The organism is uncultured Senegalimassilia sp. (assembly GCF_934630535.1).
Lineage (GTDB): Bacteria > Actinomycetota > Coriobacteriia > Coriobacteriales > Eggerthellaceae > Senegalimassilia.
The window spans coordinates 1-17,763 of record NZ_CAKTVU010000028.1 but is presented as its reverse complement, the minus strand read 5'-3'; the positions used below and the strand labels follow the sequence as shown (position 1 = coordinate 17,763).

The following is a 17,763-nucleotide window of genomic DNA, read 5'->3' as shown; positions in this document are numbered from 1 at the left end:
CCCTTGTCGATGGAAGGAATGTATTCCTTCGGCACGACGCCGCCGACGATCTTGTTCTCGAACTCGTAGCCCTTGCCCGGCTCCTGCGGGTACATGTTGATGACCGCATGGCCGTACTGGCCGCGACCACCGGACTGACGGACGAACTTGCCCTCGGCGGAGAGGACCTCGTGGCCCGGACGCTCGCGGTAGGCAACCTGCGGCTTGCCGACGTTGGCCTCGACCTTGAACTCGCGCATCAGGCGGTCGACGATGATCTCAAGGTGCAGCTCGCCCATGCCGGCGATGATGGTCTGGCCGGTCTCATGGTTGGTGGACACGCGGAAGGTCGGGTCCTCCTCGGCCAGCTTCTGCAGGGCGATCTCCATCTTGGTCTGGTCAGCCTTGGTCTTCGGCTCGACGGCGATGTCGATAACCGGGTCGGCGAACTCCATGGACTCCAGGATGATCGGAGCGTTGTCGTCGCACAGGGTGTCACCGGTGGTGGTGTTCTTCAGGCCGACGACGGCGACGATGTCGCCAGCGGAGCAGGAGTCGATGTCGACGCGCTGGTTGGAGTGCATCTGCAGCAGACGGCCGACGCGCTCCTTCTTGTCCTTCGTGGCGTTGGTCACGTAGGAACCGGCGTCCAGAGAGCCCGAGTACACGCGCAGGTAAGTCAGCTTACCCACGAACGGGTCGGTCATGATCTTGAACGCCAGGGCGCTGAACGGGGCCTTCGGGTCGGAAGGACGCTCGTCCTCCTCGCCGGTGCCGGGCGTGGTGCCCTTGATGGCGGGAACGTCGACGGGAGCCGGCAGGTAGTCGACGACGGCGTCGAGCAGCTCCTGAACGCCCTTGTTCTTGTAGGCGGAGCCCACGAACACGGGGTTGATCTTGCAGGAGATGACGCCCTTGCGCAGAGCGGCCTTCAGCTCCTCGACGGAGACTTCCTCCTCCATGAGGACCTTCTCCATGAGCTCGTCGTCGCAGTCGGCGGCAGCCTCGACCAGCTCCTGGTGAGCCAGCTCGGCCTCCTCGGCGAACTCGGCGGGGATGGCATCCATGGGCTCGGGGTAGGTCATGCCCTTCTCGTCGGCCTTGAAGTCCCATGCGGTCATGGTGACCAGGTCGATGACGCCCCAGAAGTTGTCCTCGGCGCCCATGGGCAGCTGAGCGGCGACGGCGTTGGCATGCAGGCGATCCTTCATGGTCTGGATCGCATGCTCGAAGTCTGCGCCGACGCGGTCGTACTTGTTGATGAACGCGATGCGCGGCACGCCGTAGTTCTCGGCCTGACGCCACACGGTCTCGGACTGCGGCTGCACGCCTGCAACGGCGTCGAAGACGGCGACGGTGCCGTCAAGGACGCGCAGGGAGCGCTCGACCTCGGCGGTGAAGTCCACGTGGCCGGGGGTGTCGATGATCTGGAAGCGGTACGTCTCGTCGTCCTTCTTCCAGAAGCACGTGGTGGCGGCAGCGGTGATGGTCACGCCGCGCTCCTGCTCCTGGACCATCCAGTCCATGGTAGCGGCGCCGTCGTGCACCTCGCCGATCTTGTGCGTCTTGCCCGTGTAGTACAGGATGCGCTCGGTAGTGGTGGTCTTACCGGCATCGATGTGGGCCATGATGCCGAAGTTACGCGTGAGTTTCAGATCGTTAGCTTTAGCCATGTTAGGTCACGCCCTAGAAGCGGTAGTGCGAGAACGCACGGTTGGACTCGGCCATCTTGTACAGGTCCTCGCGCTTCTTCACGGAGGCGCCGGTGTTCTCGGCGGCGTCCATGATCTCGGCGGCCAGGCGCTGCTTCATCGTGTGCTCCTTGCGCTTACGGGAGAAGTCCACGATCCAGCGGATGGCCAGCGTGGTGGCGCGGCGGGAGTTGACCTCCATGGGCACCTGATAGGTGGCGCCGCCGACACGCTTCGGCTTGACCTCGAGGGTGGGGCGGACGTTGTCCATGGCCTTCTTGAAGATAGCCAGCGGATCCTCGCCCGTCTTGGCCTGGACCAGCTCGAAAGCACCGTAGACGATGCCCTCGGCGGTGGACTTCTTGCCGTCCAGCAGGATCTTGTTGATCAACTGGGTGACAAGGCGGTTGTTGTAGACGGCGTCCGGCTGAACTTCACGACGGACTGCTGCTGCACGACGCGGCATGTAAAACTCCTTCTGATTCCTGCGCGCTTCGGGGAAGCTTTCTCCTTCCCATTAGGTTGCCGCCTTCCCGACCCTTTCGGGAGAGGCGTTTTCATGCAACCCGCGCGGCTTAGCGGTTACTTATTTCGGGCGCTTGGCACCGTAGCGGCTGCGAGCCTGCTTGCGGTTGTCCACGGCGGCGCAGTCCAGCGCGGCGCGGATGACCTTGTAGCGCACACCGGGGAGGTCCTTAACACGACCGCCGCGGATGAGCACCATGGAGTGCTCCTGCAGGTTGTGGCCGATGCCGGGGATGTAGGCCGTGACCTCCATGCCGTTGACCAGGCGCACACGGCAGACCTTACGCAGTGCCGAGTTCGGCTTCTTGGGGGTGGTGGTGTACACGCGGGTGCACACGCCACGCTTCTGCGGGTTGCCCTTCAGAGCCGGCGTCTTCTTCTTGTCGACCGACTTCTTGCGGCCCTTGCGGACCAGCTGGTTGATGGTAGGCAAAATCTTCTCCTTCTGTATTTGCCTCCGGCGGTGTACGAGACCACCGCCGCATTACTCATGGGTTTCCAAGTGCGTTCAGCTGATACGCACGCGAAAACCCTGCCCCTTTCGGAGCGCGAGTTGGAACTTTATCACCGGGTATAGGGGCTGTCAAACGCCACGCACCCGGGTGTGTCTATTTCTATTGTACCCTGTTTCGGCTGGTCATGCAACGTTTCTTGGTACTCCGATGCACGTTTTGCACACAAATTCGCGAAAAGTTGTTGCAAAAGTTGCGAAACGGTGCGGGGGCTGGTTTTGCGCATTCCCGGCAGCTCGGACGAAGCCCTTCCCCGCCGCAAAGCTGGGCGTTATACGTAGCCGACGCCCTATTTGCGCGCCTCGAGCACCAGCTGCTCGACCAAGCGGGCGCAACCGTCGAGGTTGTCCACGGTGATGTATTCCTCACACGAATGGTAGTTGGCCATACCCGTGGCGAGCGTGATCGCCGACACGCCGCGCCCGGCCAGGATGTTGGCATCCGCGCCGCCGCCCGATGAGGCAAGGCTGGGGCGAAGCCCGGCTGCCCGGGCCGCGCGCACGGCGCCTTCGACCAGCGCATGATCGGCGGCATAGGATATGGGCAGATAGTCGGTGCGCCACTCGATGTCCACGCTGCCGCCGGCTTGCGCCGCGGCGGCGCGCATGGCCTCGTCCATGGCGGCGCGCTCAGCGCGGGCGCGTTCAAGAGAGGTGGAGCGACATTCGCCCGACAACCAGCAGGTGCCGGGCACCACGTTCGTGGCGCCGTCGCACTCGATGACGCCGACGTTGGACGTGGTGTGCGCGGAAATGCGGCCCAAGGGCATATGGCACACCGCCTGGGCCGCCATGGCAAGCGCCGAGATGCCGCGCTCGGGCTCGACGCCGGCGTGCGCCGACTTTCCGCGGAAGGTCGCCGTGAACGTGCAGTGGCACGGCGCTTGGTTGATGATGGTGCCCGGATCTCCGTCGGCGTCGAGCACGTAGCAGGGCGTGCCTTCAGGCAAGAACGACGTATCCAACGCGCCGGCCCCCAGCAGGTGCATCTCCTCGCAGGTGGTCAGGATGACGTGCACATCGGGAAGCACCTCCCCCGCTTCGATGAGGCTACGCAGGCCCTCGAAGATGGCGGCCACGCCGGCCTTATCATCGGCTGACAAGATGGTGTCGCCCGCGCTGCGGATCACGCCGTCTTCCACCACGGGTTCGATTCCCTTGCATGGACGCACGGTGTCCATATGCCCGCACAACGCCACAGCACCGGGGACGCTTCCGGCTCGGAAGGCGATGAGGTTGCCCGTGTCGGAACCCGTCCGCTCCGCTGAATCATCGAAGCGGACGGTAAACCCCAGCCCTTCCAGCTCGGCCTTGCACCGTTTCGCCATAAGGGCCTCATGGCGCGATGGGCTTTCGATGCGCGCCAGTTCGCAGAACAGATCGAGCAAGCGGTCGGGTTTCACGGGTTCCCCTTTCGATCGGGATGTCGGTTCGCCGGTATACGCGGAAAGCCGCACAAGGGCGGCTTTCCGAAAACGCTCATATATATAGATATAGGTCAGCGCCTAAGACAACGCAAGGAATGCTTGAAACCACCATGTGGATACAGGCGACGGCAACCACTAGCGGGCAGCACGCGCTTGCGCCAAGGCGTCCTGCGCGTCCTCCTCCTTGCGCAGGCGATCGCGTTCACGGTCGATGGCACGGTTACGGAAGTACACGACCCAGTTGGCGGCGATGCAGACAACGTTGATGAAGTACACGGCAAGGACCCAGTTGATGGTGCCGGACACGAACTTCGCCGCGATGCCGGCGAAATAGCCGAGCGTGATCAGCAGGATGAACTGCCAGCTGGTTCCCGCGGCCGTGCGGGCCTTGAAGTTCTTGTACGCGTTCATAGGCCACGAAAGCCCGAAGCAAATGAGCATGATCGCCTCAAGCGCCTCTGCCATTTCCGTCATCTCCCTTGGTGGTATTCTGCAGGTTCATCGAGGACGCATGCCCCCGGCGATTCGCTATGGTAAAACTGTCTACGTTATAGGTTAAGCGTTTTCCATAATCTGCGCGTTATCGTCACATTGAACGGCAAGGAGGTGCGCATGGAATTGTTGCAGCTGCGTTATTTTCACGAGGTGGCCCAAACCCAGCATATGACGAACTCGGCCAAGCGCCTTGGCGTGGCACAGCCGGCGCTGACGCAGGCTATCCGCCGCCTTGAGGGCGAGCTTGACGCCAAGCTGTTCGAGCGCGTCGGGCGCAACATCCGGCTGACCCCCTGCGGCGAGGCGCTTGAGAGCAAAGCCGCCCCGCTGCTTGCCGCGTTCGACGAGATTCCCCAGGCCATAGCGCAGGCGAAGGGCCAGGAGCGCAACACCGTGCGCATCGACGTCGAGGCCGCCACGTCCATGACGGTCGACGCGATCGCGGCGTTTCGCGCAACGGTGCCGCAAGCCGCGTTCGTCATCAACCAGGCCAACAGCGAAGCTCGCTGGGACGTGCGGGTGCGCACGGTGGCATCCGGGGGCGCGGCGAAACCGGATGCGCGCACATCCCAGGTGCACAGCGAGCGCATATGCCTTGCCATCCCCAAGGAGCAAGCGAAAGGCGGATCGATTTGCCTGGCGGATTTCGCCGATGCGCCTTTCGTGTGCTTGGCGGGAACGCGAGGGTTCCGCGGCGTATGCGACGAGCTATGCCTGAAGGCGGGGTTCGCGCCGAACGTGGTGTTCGAGTCGGACAGCCCCGATGTGGTGCGCAAGTTCATCGCGCTGGGGCTTGGCGTGGGGTTTTGGCCCGAGCGCAGCTGGGGTGCGTTGGAAGGGTCGGACGTGGTGCTGGCGCCGATCGCGGATGCAGGGTTCGAACGCGATATCGTGGTGGAAACGGCCAAGCACCCGCTCGGCCAGAAAGCCGCCGAGTTCCACGCGTTTTTACTCGACTTCATAAAGCGGCGAATGGGGGAAGCGGACGCGTAAGGAGGAATGAGGCTTCGCAAGAAGAAACGGGTGCCGGGATACGCGAATCGCGGAGCAAGATCGGTTGACGGGCAGGCAAAGGTCGAGCAGCAGAAACCTGACAGATAACGCTACGTCCCCAAAGTGCCCGGAAACGACAGGAAGCCCTCGCGCGGGTGCGCGGGGGCTTCCTTGTGCGATGACGTATGCTAGCGCGAGGCTACAGCGCCAGGATGGGTGCGGCCACCTGCTTCTTGCGGGAAAGCACGCCGGGCATCCAGACGGACTTGCCGGTGCAGTCGATATCGAAGGCGCGGTTGACGAAGTCGGTGTCGCCCTCGCAGATAAACTGGCTGCCCTCGGCCAGGATGTCGGTGGCGAAGAACAGCACGAACTGGTAGCCCTTGTCCGCGACCAGGCCCTTGATGGCCTCGCGGATCTCGGCCTCGCGGCCGAGCACGGCCTGCAGGTCGACCGTTTCGTACTGGCCGATGTAGACCTTGTTGCCGTTGGACAGCTCGAACTCCTTGGCGTCGGCGTTGACCAGCTTGTCAACGGGCAGCTCGGCGGGGTTGGAACGGCACTTGAAGATGGACATGCCGTACTCGACCGGGTCGACGCCCACGGCAGCGGCCGTGCGGGCGATGATGTCGCGGTCGAAGTCGGTGGTGGTGGGCGACTTCATGATGACGGTGTCGGTGAGCATGGCGCCGAGCAGCAGCGCGGCGATACCCTTCGGCAGCTCAACGCCCTCGATCTCGAACTCGCGCGCCACGATGGCGGCGGTGGAGCCCACGGGCTTGGCGTTGAAGCGCAGCGGCTGCGCGGTGACCAGGCCGCCCAGGCGATGATGGTCGACGATCTCGACGATCTCGGCGGCGTCAAGGCCGTCGGCGGACTGCAGGGCCTCGTTGTGGTCGACGAGGATGACCTGCTGGCCCTCGGAAAGGGACTCGATCAGACGCGGCGCCTCGATGCCGTTCTCGCCCAAGATCCACTCGGTCTCCGGCGGAAGGCCGCCCAGACGGCACGCCTCGTAGACGGCGTCGGAACCGGCGCGCTTGGCCAGCTCGTTTTTCAGGTACGCATAGCCAACAGCTGCGCTGATGGCATCGTTGTCGGGGTTCTTGTGACCGAACACCAGGATGGGTGCCGCCATGTGATCGCTCCTTCGCTAGCCGGGTCGCGCCCGGCCCTTCATCGTCCTACCCTTTTCGGCGAAGCGTTCGCAAAAGACGCGACGCCGACCAATTATTATACCCCCGCTTGGTGCACATGCCCAAAACCCTAGCGAACAGCCACGAACCGAGCGCAAACGGCCGTCGCGCGCGGCGCCGGGCGCATCGGGCACGGTTTCCCCCACGTGTTGGAACCGTTAACCATGCGTAAACCGCTACGCGCCCAGACGGCAAGCCGGTATAGTGTACGGAAACGGAAACGACCGCATGAGGCGGCAACACGCAAAGGAGCGGGCATGGAGACGATTGGGTTGACCGATATCATCGGGCCGGTGATGGTGGGGCCGTCGAGCAGCCACACCGCCGGCGCGCTGCGCATCGCGTACATGGCGCGCAAGCTGGCCGGCGAGCTGCCGACGCACGTGGAGTTCCGTCTGCTCGGCAGCTTCGCGCATACGCTGACCGGCCACGGCACCGACAAGGCGCTGGTCGCCGGCATGCTCGGCCTTGCGCCCGACGACCTGCGCATCCGCAGCTCGTTCGCACACGCGCGCGAGGCGGGGCTGGACTTCACGTTCACCCCCCTTCCCGACTGCGACGACTACGAGCACCCCAACACCATCGACATCGTCATCGACACCGCCGAAGGCGGGCGCATGGAGGTGCGCGGCGAAAGCGTGGGCGGCGGCGCTGCCGTCATCCGCAAGATCGACGGGGTGGACGTCTACATCACCGGCGAGAACCACTCGATCGTGGTGCAGCAGCGCGACCTGCCGGGCGTGCTCGCGCATATCGCCACCAGCCTTTCGGCGCACGGCGTCAACATCGCCACGGCCCGCATGTACCGCGAGCAGCGCGGCGACACGGCATGGACCGTGCTGGAAACCGATCAGCGCATCGACGACAATGCGCAGGCGACCATCTTGGAAAATCCCCTGATCCGCGGCGTGCGCGTCATCCCCGCCGCAGCACTCGGCCAGGCCCAGGCGACCGTCGGGGAGACCGAGCAGGCAGCGGCGCTTGAACGCCTGCGTGCTCTCGATTTCACGAATGGAACGCAGCTGCTTGCGCTTTGCGCTGCTCAAAAGGCCGCCATCTCCGAGGTGTTCCTGCGCCGCGAGGCCGCCGTGCAGCAGGCCGGAGGCCACGCCGATGGCACAAGCGCATACCTTGCTTACGCGCTGCGCGTCATGAAAGACGCCGCATTCCTGCCACTCGACGCGCCCGCCGCATCCATGGGCGGGCTTTTAGGCGGCGAGGCGCAGCGCATCGCGAAGGTGCGCGATTCGGGCGCCGACGTGCTCGGCGAGCCCATCGCCAGCGCCTGCGCCTACGCCATGGCGGTGCTGGAGACCAACGCCTCCATGGGCCGCATCGTGGCAGCCCCCACTGCCGGATCGGCCGGCGTGATTCCCGGCGTGCTACTGGCCCTGCAGAAGGCGAAGGGGTATTCCGACGAGCAGCTCCAGCGCGCACTGGCTTGCGCCGCCGCCGTGGGCTATCTGATCACCCGCAACGCCACGGTCTCCGGCGCCGAAGGCGGCTGCCAGGCCGAGATCGGGTCGGCGGCCGCGATGGCCGCGGCGGCATGCGTGGAGCTTGAGGGCGGCACGCCCGAGCAATGCTTGAACGCCGCGGGCAACGCGCTCACCAATATGATGGGTCTGGTGTGCGACCCGGTTGCGGGCCTGGTGGAGGTGCCCTGCCAGAAGCGCAACGCCTCGGGCGCGGCAACGGCGCTGGTCAGCGCGCAAACCTCACTTGCCGGCATCGGCAACCTGGTGGGCTTCGACCAAACGGTGGAGGCCATGTACAAGGTGGGCCGCAGCCTGCCCTTCGAGCTGCGCGAATCGGCCCTGGGCGGCCTGGCGGCAACCCCCGACGCCTGCGCCTGGTGCGAATCGCACATGTGCGGGAAGTAAGGGGCGGCGGCCTTCCGCGCAGGCATTAGCCGACCCGCGTCAACGCCACCGGCCGCTTGCCCCGCCACCCCGCGGCGCCCAAGCGCGAACACACCTCCCGCCCCCCTGGTCGCCCTGTTCAACCCTGCTCAACGAACGAAGAGCCCCGCAAACCACCGAGGTATGCGGGGCGCTTCCGTATGCAGGCTGCAGCGTGACAGCCCGATCGTAGCCGCTTTCGCCCTACCCTATTTTCACGATGGGCGCGTAGTCTTTCAGCAGCTTCTTCGTTTGGCCGGACTTGGAGAAGCGGACATAGAGCGTGTCGCCGTCCACCTTCGTGACCTTGCCGCGGCCGAACGTCTTGTGGTCGACGGTGTCGCCGGCGGCGAAGGTCATCTTGGCTGCCGCCTTCTTCTCCGCCCCGGGGCACACATAAGCGCCCGACACCGAACGACCTGCGCCGATGCGGCTCGTGCGCGCCTCGCGGCGCTCGCGCTCGGACCTGCCGCCGGGGGCGCTGGCGCTTGAGCGGCCGAACACGCGGCCGCCGCCGGCCTCCACGCCGCTGCCGGAAATGCCCTTGCGGCTGCCGCGCTTCTCCCAGCCGGTGCCGGAGAAGCCCTGGCTTCCCACGCCCATGGTCTGGCGAAGCTCGCCGGGGATCTCATGGATGAAGCGCGAGACGGGGTTTGCCTGCGTCTGACCGAAGATCTGGCGCGTGTAGGCGCAGGTGAGGAACAGCACCTTGCGGGCGCGCGTGATGGCGACGTATGCCAGGCGGCGCTCCTCCTCGATGCCGGCGGCGTCGCCGACGCTGTTCATATGCGGGAACAGCGTCTCCTCCATGCCCGCCACGAACACGCAATCGAACTCCAGGCCCTTCGAGGCGTGCACCGTCATCATGGTGACCGCCTGGCCATCCTCGTCCATGGTGTCGAGGTCGGTACGCAGGCGCACCCATTCCAGGAAGTCGGCCAGCGAATCGCCGCGCAGCACGCGCACGGGCTCGGCGGCGCCTTCGCCTTCCCCACCCTGCTCGCCAACCGTAGGAGCCGCGTAATCGGCGTCCTCCTCTTCGTGGGTGTCCACGAACTCATCGACTACGGACAGGAACTCCTGGATGTTCTCAACGCGCCCGCGCGCCTCGTCGGTGCTCTCGGCCTGCAAGGCGCTGATCAGGCCGGACTTGTCGATGACGGCCTCGATGCACTTGCGCAGATCGCCCGAGTAGGACTGCGCGTCCTTGATGATCTGCACGAACTCCCCCACGCTGCGGCGCGTGGCGGCACGCAGCTCGGGGTCGGCGATGGCGATCTCGGCGCCCTCCATGAACGTCATGTCCATCTCGCGCGCGAACTGCTCGATGCGCTCCACCGTGGACTTGCCGATGCCGCGGCGCGGCGTGTTGATAACGCGCTTGGCCGCGATGTCGTCGGCGGGGTTGACCACCAACGTGAGGTAGGCCATGACGTCGCGGATCTCGGCGCGATCGAAGAATCGCGTACCGCCGACGATGCGGTACGGCACTCCGGCGCGCAGCAGCATATCTTCAAGCATGCGCGACTGGGCGTTGGTGCGGTAGAACACCGCCACCTGGTTGTAGGACAGCCCCTTCTGGCGCTGCTTCTCGATCTCGCCGGCGATCCAGCGGCCCTCGTCGCGCTCGTCTGTGGCCATGTACACGTGGATCTTCTCGCCGTCCTCCTGGTCGGTGAACAGCTTCTTCACCTTGCGATGCTGATTGTTCGCGATGACGGCGTTGGCGGCGGCCAGCACGTTGCCCACGCTGCGGTAGTTCTGCTCCAGCTTCACCGTGGTGCACTGGGGGTAGTCCTTCTCAAACTCCAGGATGTTGCGGATGTCGGCGCCGCGCCAGCTGTAAATGGACTGGTCGTCGTCGCCTACCACCATGATGTTGCCGTGCTGCTCGGCCAAAAGGCGCGTGATCTCATACTGCGCGTGGTTGGTGTCCTGGTACTCGTCGACCATGATGTAGCGGAAGCGCAGCTGATAGGCCTCGAGCACGTCGGGATGGTTCTTCAGCAGCAGGTACGCATAAAGCAGCAGATCGTCGAAGTCGAAGGCGTTGGCCTGCTTCAAGCGCTCCTGCAGCTTCTCGTACACGCGCGCGGCCACCTTGCCCACCGGGTCGTTGGCCTCTTTGGCGAAGTTGCCGGGCACCTTCAGCTCGTTTTTCGCCGTGGAAATACGGTTCATCAGGGCGTTTATGGGAAAGCGCTTCGGGTCGATGTCCAGCTCGGCCATGATCTCCTTGTACAGGCGCTTCTGGTCGTCGGTGTCGTAGATGGTGAAGCTCTTCGAGAACCCCAGGCGCTCGGCGTCGGCGCGCAGCATGCGCACGCACATGCTGTGGAAGGTGGATACCCACATGCCGCGGCTGCGCGGACCGACCAGGCCCTGCAGGCGCTCGCGCATCTCGGCGGCCGCCTTGTTGGTGAACGTGATGGCCAAGATCTCCCACGGCGCCACGTTCAGATCCTCCAGGATGTGCGCGATGCGGTACGTGAGCACGCGCGTTTTGCCTGATCCAGCGCCGGCCAAGACCAAAAGCGGGCCTTCGGTGCATTCGACGGCCGCGCGCTGCGGGCCGTTGAGCGTGGTGATATCGACGGGCATATGACGTTCCTTCGCGTTAGCAACTCGCCACCGGAAACGGGCGCTTCGGGCGTGAACCTGAAACGGCGAAAACGGCGGCGGAGACTTGTTACGATCCATGCGCGCTGCAATGAGCGCAACTTGAAGATTCTACCGCTTTCGCACGGCGGCGGCATGCGGTCAGGCGTGCATGCACAGCATAGGCAAATAACGTTCGATTCCGCGAGCGAACGGGGAGATGGCCTCGAGAGGAACCGCGGTTTTGCGCTACCATGGCGTGAAGGGCGAAAACGCAGGCGGCACGAGGGAGGCGGCAATGGGCACGTGGAGGAAGGCGAGCAGCACCGATGGCCTTATGCGCCATGTTGAGCTCGACCGCGTGTTATCTTGCAGCAACTTCACCGTCAGCGATGCGTGCGTGGGCTGCGGACGCTGCGAGCGCACCTGCCCTGCAAACGCCATCGTCATGAAAAACGGCCGCCCTACCTGGCCGAACAAGAAATGCCTCATGTGCCTTGGCTGCATGCGCGCCTGCCCCGAGCGCGCCATATCGTACGGCAAACGCTGAGCGAGCGAGCCGCCGCACTGCCGGAAGCGCGCCTGCTTCGAGCGCAAAAAGGCGGACCGGTTTCCCGATCCGCCTTCGTTACGTTGCGCAAAACGCCTTCGCGCGCTAGACGATCTTCTTCCCGAACACCGCGGCGATCTCGCGCAGCTCTTCGACCAGGACGCGGAACTGCGCCGGGGTCAGCTGCTGCGGGCCGTCGGAAAGCGCCGCCGGCGGGTTGGGATGCACCTCGATCATGATGGAGTCGGCGCCCACGGCGACCGCGGCGCGCGCCAAGCTGGGCACCAGGTCGCGGACGCCGGCCGGATGGGACACGTCCACGCAGATGGGCAGCAGGCTTTGCTTGTGGATGACGGGCACGGCCGAGATGTCGAGCGTGAAACGCGTGGCCGTCTCGAACGTGCGCAGGCCGCGCTCGCACAGCACCACGTTGTCGTTGCCCTCCATGGTGATGTAGTCGGTGGCCGCCAGCCACTCGGCGATGGTGCCCGCGAAACCGCGCTTGAACAGCACCATCTTGTGGGAGTCCTTCGTGACCTTGCCGATGTTTTTCAGCAAGCTGAAGTTCTGGAAGTTGCGGGCGCCCACCTGCAGGCCGTCCACATAGGAATGCACCAGCTCGCAGTGCTCGGAGTCCATGACCTCCGTAAGCGTTTTCAGGCCGTACTTCTCGCCGCCGGCCTTCATGATCTTAAGGGCTTCCTCGCCAAGGCCCTGGAAGCTGTGCGGGTTGGTGCGCGGCTTGTACGCACCGCCGCGGATCCAGGTGAGGCCCAGGTCGCTGATGCACTCGGCAACTTCGAAGAACTGCTCTTCGCTCTCAACCGAGCAGGGTCCGGCGTAGATGGTTATCTCGTCGGTGCGGGTGCCGTAATCCGGCAGTTTCGTTTCGATTCTCTGCTCGCTCATGCTGACGGGGTCTCCTTCATGACTTTCAGGATAGTACCGTAGATCTCGCGGAGGTTATCGTTGTAGAGCGGGCCCTCGTTATAGCTGTCCACCTTCTCGAAGATCTCCTCTTCGCGTTTGGGGTCGTACAAACCCAGGTGCGCACCGGGCTTCAGGCCGCGGATGACCAGCGAATGACCGGCGCGCTTGTTGAGCAGCGCGACGATCTGGCGGTCAAGCTCGTCGATCTTTGCACGATGTTCCTGGATCTGCTCGAACGAGCTGTTCTGATCAGACATCGGCGTTCCTTCCTTTTCTTGAGCGGTAACGAGCATGGCCGCGCGACGCGTCGAGTGCCAGACGCGTGCCGTGCTGGACGAAAGCAGCCCTCGTGTGCGCATCATGATAGCAAAACCACGAGCTGATTCGCCAAAATCTGAGGAATAAAGTAGGTAAATGAGGCGATCGCCCCACCCCGGCTACAAGACAGCGGAGAACGTGGCCAGCAACGGAATGGTGACCAGCGCCAAGACGGTGGTGATGAAGGTGCCCTGCGCCATGGTCTTGGCATCGCCGCCGTACTGGTAGCAGAACATGGTGCCGTTGGTGGCAACGGGCATGGCCGCCAACACCACGACCACCCCCAGCAACGCGCCGCCGGCAAGGGGCCGCATGACGGCGAAGATGAGCAGCGGGATGGCGATCATGCGCACCAAGCACGCGATCCACAAGCGAGGGGTGCCCAGAAGCTTGGCGGCGGGAAGGTTCGCCAGCGACGAGCCCACGATGAGCAGCGTGGCAGGCGTGGTGAAGCTGCCGATGGTGGAAAGCGCGGGGCCGACCACGGGCACGGCATGCACGCCGCAAAACGCCAGCGCCATGGTGATGAGCGTGGCGATGTTGCAGGGCGTGACGAAATCACGCCAGCTCATGCGCACCTTGACGCCGTATTCGTTGTCCGAAGCGATGAGCCATGCGCCGAAGGTGAACGACAGCAGGTTGAACACGATGTTGTACACCACCGCGTATACGACCGTCTGCGGTCCGAAAATGGCGGACAGCACGGGATAGCCGATGAAGCCCGTGTTGCCGAAGATGAGCATGAAGCGGTACACGCCGCGCCGGCCGTCGGGGATGCGCAACGCGTAGGTGACCAGGTAGGCGATGGGGATGAACAACGCATAGCTGAGCATGGAAAGCCCGATGATCTGCCCCATGAGCATAGGGTCGGGCAAGCTGTCAACGTTGAGCACCGACGCCAAGATCAGCGCCGGCAACGTGGCGCTCAGGACAAGCCCCGAGAGCTTCTTGTCGAAATCGGCGTCCATAACGCCCGTTTTCTTGCAGATATAGCCGACGCCTATGGCGGCGAACAGGGCCACCATCTGCGTGAAGATGCTGCTGAACTGGCTAAGCACCGCTTCCCTTCCCTTTCCCCGTGCAATGCGTGAGCTCACGGAGCCGGGTGGGAAAGCGCCGAGCCGCAGGCCTTTACGCCAGGATGCCCGCGGTTTGCAGGGCGAAGACGCCGAGCACCAGCGCGCCCACCACGATGCGGTACCAGCCGAACGCCGTGAAGTCGTTCTTCTTAATGTACCCCATCAGGAACTTGATGGACACCACGGACATGACGAACGCCGAAACCACGCCCACCGCGAGCACCACCGCCTCGGTGGTCGTCATGGCAAGGCCCGCGGCCGCGAACTTGATGCATTTCACCAGGCCCCATCCGAACATGATGGGGATGGCCAGGAAGAACGTGAACTCCGCAGCGGCGGTCCTGCTGCAGCCGCACAGCATGCCGCCGATGATGGTGGCGCCGGAGCGGGAGGTGCCGGGGATGATGGCGAGCACCTGGAAGCAGCCGATCTTCAGGGCCGTCTTCCAATCGATGTCGTCGACATCGGCGATGCGGAAGATGCTGCGCTCGACGGCCGCGTCAAGATCGGCGGCGCAGGCATGCGCAGGCGCGGGGTGCGCCGGAGCCTGCACGCGGGCATGACGGCCGCGCGGGGCGGAAGGCTGCTCTGCGCGGGTGCGCGCCTGGTTTTGCACGGCGGCGCGGGCGCGACGCAGACGACGGCGGTTGCGGCGTTCCATGACGATGAACACCACGCCGTACAGGATGAGCATGGCGGCAACGGTGACCTTGTTGTAGAAATGGGCGTTCACCCAATCGTCGAGCAGGATGCCCACAACTGCCGCCGGGATGCACCCGACGGCCACCATCCCCCACAGCCGCCAGGTCGCGCGCTTCTCATCAGCGCTTTTGCGTGGGCTCAAGGGATTGAGCTTATGGAAGTACAGCGTGAGCACGGCCAGGATGGCGCCGATCTGGATAACCACCAGGAATAGCGCAAGGAACTCCGTGGACACCTGGAGCTGCACGAAATCGTCAACGAGGATCATGTGGCCCGTCGATGAGATGGGCAGCCATTCGGTGACGCCCTCGACGATGCCGATCAATAGGGATTTCAACGCTTCGATGATCATGTTCCGCCTTTCGGTGAGCCGTACGCGTGCGGGCGCGGGCCCGATGAGCTTGCGATGCCGCACGGATTCGAAATTGTAGAAGGCGGCGAAGCGCCGTGCGCGCGGAAGGCGCGCAGGCCCCGATAAACCAGAGCGGGCTCACGATTTCTTTACCTGCCCTTGATGTTTGAAGGGTGAAATACGGCACGCAACATGGACCTTGCGTAGCGTTGTGTTGAAGATACACAGCCGACAGGTATGGATTAGCGCAGCTTAATGTACAATCGCCGTTACGAAAACGCAGAGAACAGTGCAGCCGCAAGCGCGGCCGACGCAGCGTGATACAACCGAAGAAGGAGCCGCTAGTGAGCACCGCATCGTCCAGTTCAACCTCTCAGAAAGTCGTCGTGTTCGACTTCGGCGCACAGTACGGGCAGCTGATCGCCCGCCGCGTGCGCGATTTGAACGTGTACTCGGAAATCGTCCCGTGCGACATCACCGCAGACGAGGTGCGCGAGATGGCGCCCGCCGCTATCATCCTGTCCGGCGGCCCTGCCTCCGTCAACGCCGAGGACGCGCCGCGCGTCGACCCCGCCATCTACGAGCTGGGCGTGCCGATCTTGGGCTTCTGCTACGGCCATCAGGTCACTTCCGTCACCTTGGGCGGCAGCGTGTACCACCCCGAGGTGGGCGAATACGGCCCCGCCACGCTGCACGTCTCCGGCGGCGAGCTGTTCGCGGGCACGCCCTCCGATCAGACCGTATGGATGAGCCACTTCGACGCCGTGAAGGACGTTCCTGCAGGCTTTACCGTAGTCGCCTCCACCGACGTGTGCCCCGTCGCCGCCATGGAGTGCCCCGAGCGCAAGATCTACACCACGCAGTTCCATCCCGAGGTCAAGCACACCGAGTTCGGCAACCAGATGCTCAAGAACTTCCTGTTCGACATCTGCGGGCTTGAGCCGAACTGGACCATGGACAACCTGGTGGACACCCTGACCGCCGACTTCCGCGAGAAGGTCGGTTCCGACCGCGTCATCCTGGCCCTTTCGGGCGGCGTCGACTCCTCCGTGGTTGCGGCGCTGGGCGCTCGCGCCGTCGGCAAGCAGATGACCTGCGTGTTCGTCAACCACGGCCTGCTGCGCAAGGGCGAGCCCGAGCAGGTCGAGGAAGTGTTCACCAAGCAGTTCGACGTCGACTTCATCCACGTTCACGCCGAGGAGCGCTACGCCAAGCTGCTCGACGGCGTCACCGACCCCGAGCAGAAGCGCCGCATCATCGGCACGCAGTTCTGGGAGGAGTTCTTCACCGTGGCCCAGCAGCTCGACGGCGTGAAGTACCTGGCCCAGGGCACCATCTACCCCGACATCATCGAGTCCGGCGCGCGCAAGACGGGCGGCAAGGCGGCAACCATCAAAAGCCACCACAACCTCATCCCGTTCCCCGAGGGCGTGCACTTCGACCTGATCGAGCCGCTCGACCACTTCTTCAAGGACGAGGTCCGCGCGCTCGGCACGGCGCTGGGACTGCCCGACCACATCGTGCATCGCCAGCCCTTCCCCGGCCCGGGTCTTGCCATCCGCATCATCGGCGCGGTTTCCGCCGAGAAGCTTGAGATCCTGAAGAACGCCGACGCCATCGTGCGCGAGGAGCTTGACGCGTACAACCAGCGCCTGTTCGAGGAGACCGGCGAGCGCAACAGCGAGCACAGCTGCTGGCAGTACTTCGCCGTGCTGCCCGACATCAAGTCGGTGGGCGTCATGGGCGACGAGCGCACCTACCAGCGCCCCATCATCCTGCGCGCCGTGGAAAGCTCCGACGCCATGACCGCCGACTGGGCGAAGCTGCCCTACGAGCTGCTGGCGAAGATCTCCAGCCGCATCGTGGCCGAGGTGCCGGGTGCCAACCGCGTGTGCTACGACATCACCCCCAAGCCCCCCGCGACGATCGAGTGGGAGTAGGCTGACAGGGTTCTGACCTGCATTTTTGAGTGCCGTACTGTGCTGCTGAGTTTCGTTTCGTACGAGAGTCACGGCAAAGCCACCAGCGACAATGGTGAGTGAATGCGATAATCTGGCCTCCGTTCCCGCGTTGGGACGGGGGCTTTTTCTTTGCCTTTTTACTCCCTTTCACCTGCGATTTCGCCATTTACTCCCCCGAGTTTCAAGACGGCAAGGCACTGGGCGGTATTCGGGGGATTGGGAGTAAGGATTTATCCCAAGTGAGTGGACGCGCAATTTTTGTCCCCGAGAACGAAACGGGGCCGTTTTGGGGTCCGTGAAACTCAAATCGAACTCAATAGGCTTTTCGGCGGTCTCCGAACGGCGTTTCCCCAGGTCGTTAATGGGGAGTAAAGAATCTCGCCGTCTCAAGGAAAACGGGAGTAATCAGGGGAAATGCCGCGGCGTACTGCCGCGTACCGCCATGTAAGCCACCGTGTAATTTACTCCCCGGACATGACGGAAATGCCTTGGCATGCAATGGGGAGTAAAAACTCAGCTTACGCAGGCCCGAGCGGCGCTCGCCGCCTGGTCCAC

15 protein-coding genes are annotated in these 17,763 nt (G+C 64.1%); 4 read left to right on the top strand and 11 right to left on the bottom strand.

What is annotated here, in order from left to right; genetic code table 11:
* The 5 genes from fusA to Q0D52_RS09555 form a co-directional block, all read right to left on the bottom strand.
* Positions 1-1,652, bottom strand: a 1,652-nt coding sequence (fusA, locus tag Q0D52_RS09575; protein WP_294382440.1) for an elongation factor G, incomplete at its 3' end; no start/stop codon positions are given.
* A gap of 13 nt (positions 1,653-1,665) precedes the next feature.
* Positions 1,666-2,136, bottom strand: a complete 471-nt coding sequence (gene rpsG / locus Q0D52_RS09570; protein WP_042433267.1) for a 30S ribosomal protein S7 — start codon at positions 2,134-2,136, stop codon at positions 1,666-1,668.
* Between the two features lie 120 nt (positions 2,137-2,256).
* Positions 2,257-2,628 carry a 30S ribosomal protein S12 gene (rpsL, locus tag Q0D52_RS09565; RefSeq protein ID WP_042433264.1) on the bottom strand — a complete coding sequence of 124 codons (372 nt, stop codon included), beginning with the start codon at positions 2,626-2,628 and terminating at the stop codon, positions 2,257-2,259.
* A 368-nt stretch (positions 2,629-2,996) separates the two neighbouring features.
* Positions 2,997-4,109, bottom strand: a complete 1,113-nt coding sequence (locus tag Q0D52_RS09560) for a M20/M25/M40 family metallo-hydrolase (protein WP_294382438.1) — start codon at positions 4,107-4,109, stop codon at positions 2,997-2,999.
* A 159-nt stretch (positions 4,110-4,268) separates the two neighbouring features.
* Positions 4,269-4,598, bottom strand: coding sequence for a hypothetical protein (locus tag Q0D52_RS09555; RefSeq protein WP_294382436.1), 330 nt, complete (start codon positions 4,596-4,598; stop codon positions 4,269-4,271).
* Positions 4,599-4,745: 147 nt separating this feature from the next.
* On the opposite strand from Q0D52_RS09555, the gene Q0D52_RS09550 reads away from it, so the two are divergent.
* Positions 4,746-5,621, top strand: a complete 876-nt coding sequence (locus Q0D52_RS09550) for a LysR family transcriptional regulator (RefSeq protein WP_294382431.1) — start codon at positions 4,746-4,748, stop codon at positions 5,619-5,621.
* Positions 5,622-5,820: 199 nt separating this feature from the next.
* On the opposite strand, the gene Q0D52_RS09545 is transcribed toward Q0D52_RS09550, so the two are convergent.
* Positions 5,821-6,759, bottom strand: coding sequence for a manganese-dependent inorganic pyrophosphatase (locus Q0D52_RS09545; RefSeq protein WP_294362026.1), 939 nt, complete (start codon positions 6,757-6,759; stop codon positions 5,821-5,823).
* A gap of 315 nt (positions 6,760-7,074) precedes the next feature.
* On the opposite strand from Q0D52_RS09545, the gene sdaAA reads away from it, so the two are divergent.
* Positions 7,075-8,700 (top strand): L-serine ammonia-lyase, iron-sulfur-dependent, subunit alpha, encoded by a 1,626-nt coding sequence (gene sdaAA / locus Q0D52_RS09540; protein ID WP_294382428.1) that lies wholly within the window; start codon positions 7,075-7,077, stop codon positions 8,698-8,700.
* 222 nt (positions 8,701-8,922) lie between these two features.
* On the opposite strand, the gene Q0D52_RS09535 is transcribed toward sdaAA, so the two are convergent.
* Positions 8,923-11,319 carry an ATP-dependent helicase gene (locus tag Q0D52_RS09535; protein ID WP_294382426.1) on the bottom strand — a complete coding sequence of 799 codons (2,397 nt, stop codon included), beginning with the start codon at positions 11,317-11,319 and terminating at the stop codon, positions 8,923-8,925.
* A 217-nt stretch (positions 11,320-11,536) separates the two neighbouring features.
* Between Q0D52_RS09535 and Q0D52_RS09530 the strand changes: the two genes are divergently transcribed.
* A complete protein-coding gene (locus tag Q0D52_RS09530) occupies positions 11,537-11,866 on the top strand; it encodes an EFR1 family ferrodoxin (RefSeq protein WP_294382424.1) in 330 nt (109 codons plus the stop codon).
* Positions 11,867-11,971: 105 nt separating this feature from the next.
* Here Q0D52_RS09530 and aroF read toward each other — a convergent pair whose 3' ends face one another.
* From aroF to Q0D52_RS09510, 4 genes are all read right to left on the bottom strand, one after another.
* A complete protein-coding gene (gene aroF, locus Q0D52_RS09525; RefSeq protein WP_294362022.1) occupies positions 11,972-12,775 on the bottom strand; it encodes a 3-deoxy-7-phosphoheptulonate synthase in 804 nt (267 codons plus the stop codon).
* Positions 12,772-13,053 (bottom strand): chorismate mutase, encoded by a 282-nt coding sequence (locus Q0D52_RS09520; RefSeq protein ID WP_042433231.1) that lies wholly within the window; start codon positions 13,051-13,053, stop codon positions 12,772-12,774. The genes aroF and Q0D52_RS09520 overlap by 4 nt, the downstream gene beginning before the upstream one ends.
* 180 nt (positions 13,054-13,233) lie before the next feature.
* Positions 13,234-14,172 carry an AEC family transporter gene (locus Q0D52_RS09515; protein ID WP_294382421.1) on the bottom strand — a complete coding sequence of 313 codons (939 nt, stop codon included), beginning with the start codon at positions 14,170-14,172 and terminating at the stop codon, positions 13,234-13,236.
* A 73-nt stretch (positions 14,173-14,245) separates the two neighbouring features.
* Complete coding sequence (locus Q0D52_RS09510; protein WP_294382419.1) at positions 14,246-15,247, bottom strand: undecaprenyl-diphosphate phosphatase; 1,002 nt, start codon at positions 15,245-15,247, stop codon at positions 14,246-14,248.
* A gap of 344 nt (positions 15,248-15,591) precedes the next feature.
* Here Q0D52_RS09510 and guaA point away from each other — a divergent pair, with 344 nt between their 5' ends.
* Entirely contained in the window at positions 15,592-17,187 is a 1,596-nt protein-coding gene (gene guaA / locus Q0D52_RS09505) for a glutamine-hydrolyzing GMP synthase (RefSeq protein ID WP_294382416.1), read from the top strand.
* Positions 17,188-17,763 lie beyond the last annotated feature (576 nt).

What these genes read in the sequence shown, in the direction of transcription:
- Q0D52_RS09550 (WP_294382431.1), top strand. Translation starts at nt 4,746, where the DNA reads ATGGAATTGTTGCAGCTGCGTTATTTTCACGAGGTGGCCCAAACCCAG.
- aroF (WP_294362022.1), bottom strand. Translation starts at nt 12,775, where the DNA reads ATGAGCGAGCAGAGAATCGAAACGAAACTGCCGGATTACGGCACCCGC.
- Q0D52_RS09510 (WP_294382419.1), bottom strand. Translation starts at nt 15,247, where the DNA reads ATGATCATCGAAGCGTTGAAATCCCTATTGATCGGCATCGTCGAGGGC.
- Q0D52_RS09535 (WP_294382426.1), bottom strand. Translation starts at nt 11,319, where the DNA reads ATGCCCGTCGATATCACCACGCTCAACGGCCCGCAGCGCGCGGCCGTC.
- rpsG (WP_042433267.1), bottom strand. Translation starts at nt 2,136, where the DNA reads ATGCCGCGTCGTGCAGCAGCAGTCCGTCGTGAAGTTCAGCCGGACGCC.
- sdaAA (WP_294382428.1), top strand. Translation starts at nt 7,075, where the DNA reads ATGGAGACGATTGGGTTGACCGATATCATCGGGCCGGTGATGGTGGGG.
- Q0D52_RS09545 (WP_294362026.1), bottom strand. Translation starts at nt 6,759, where the DNA reads ATGGCGGCACCCATCCTGGTGTTCGGTCACAAGAACCCCGACAACGAT.
- Q0D52_RS09520 (WP_042433231.1), bottom strand. Translation starts at nt 13,053, where the DNA reads ATGTCTGATCAGAACAGCTCGTTCGAGCAGATCCAGGAACATCGTGCA.
- Q0D52_RS09530 (WP_294382424.1), top strand. Translation starts at nt 11,537, where the DNA reads ATGGCCTCGAGAGGAACCGCGGTTTTGCGCTACCATGGCGTGAAGGGC.
- Q0D52_RS09555 (WP_294382436.1), bottom strand. Translation starts at nt 4,598, where the DNA reads ATGGCAGAGGCGCTTGAGGCGATCATGCTCATTTGCTTCGGGCTTTCG.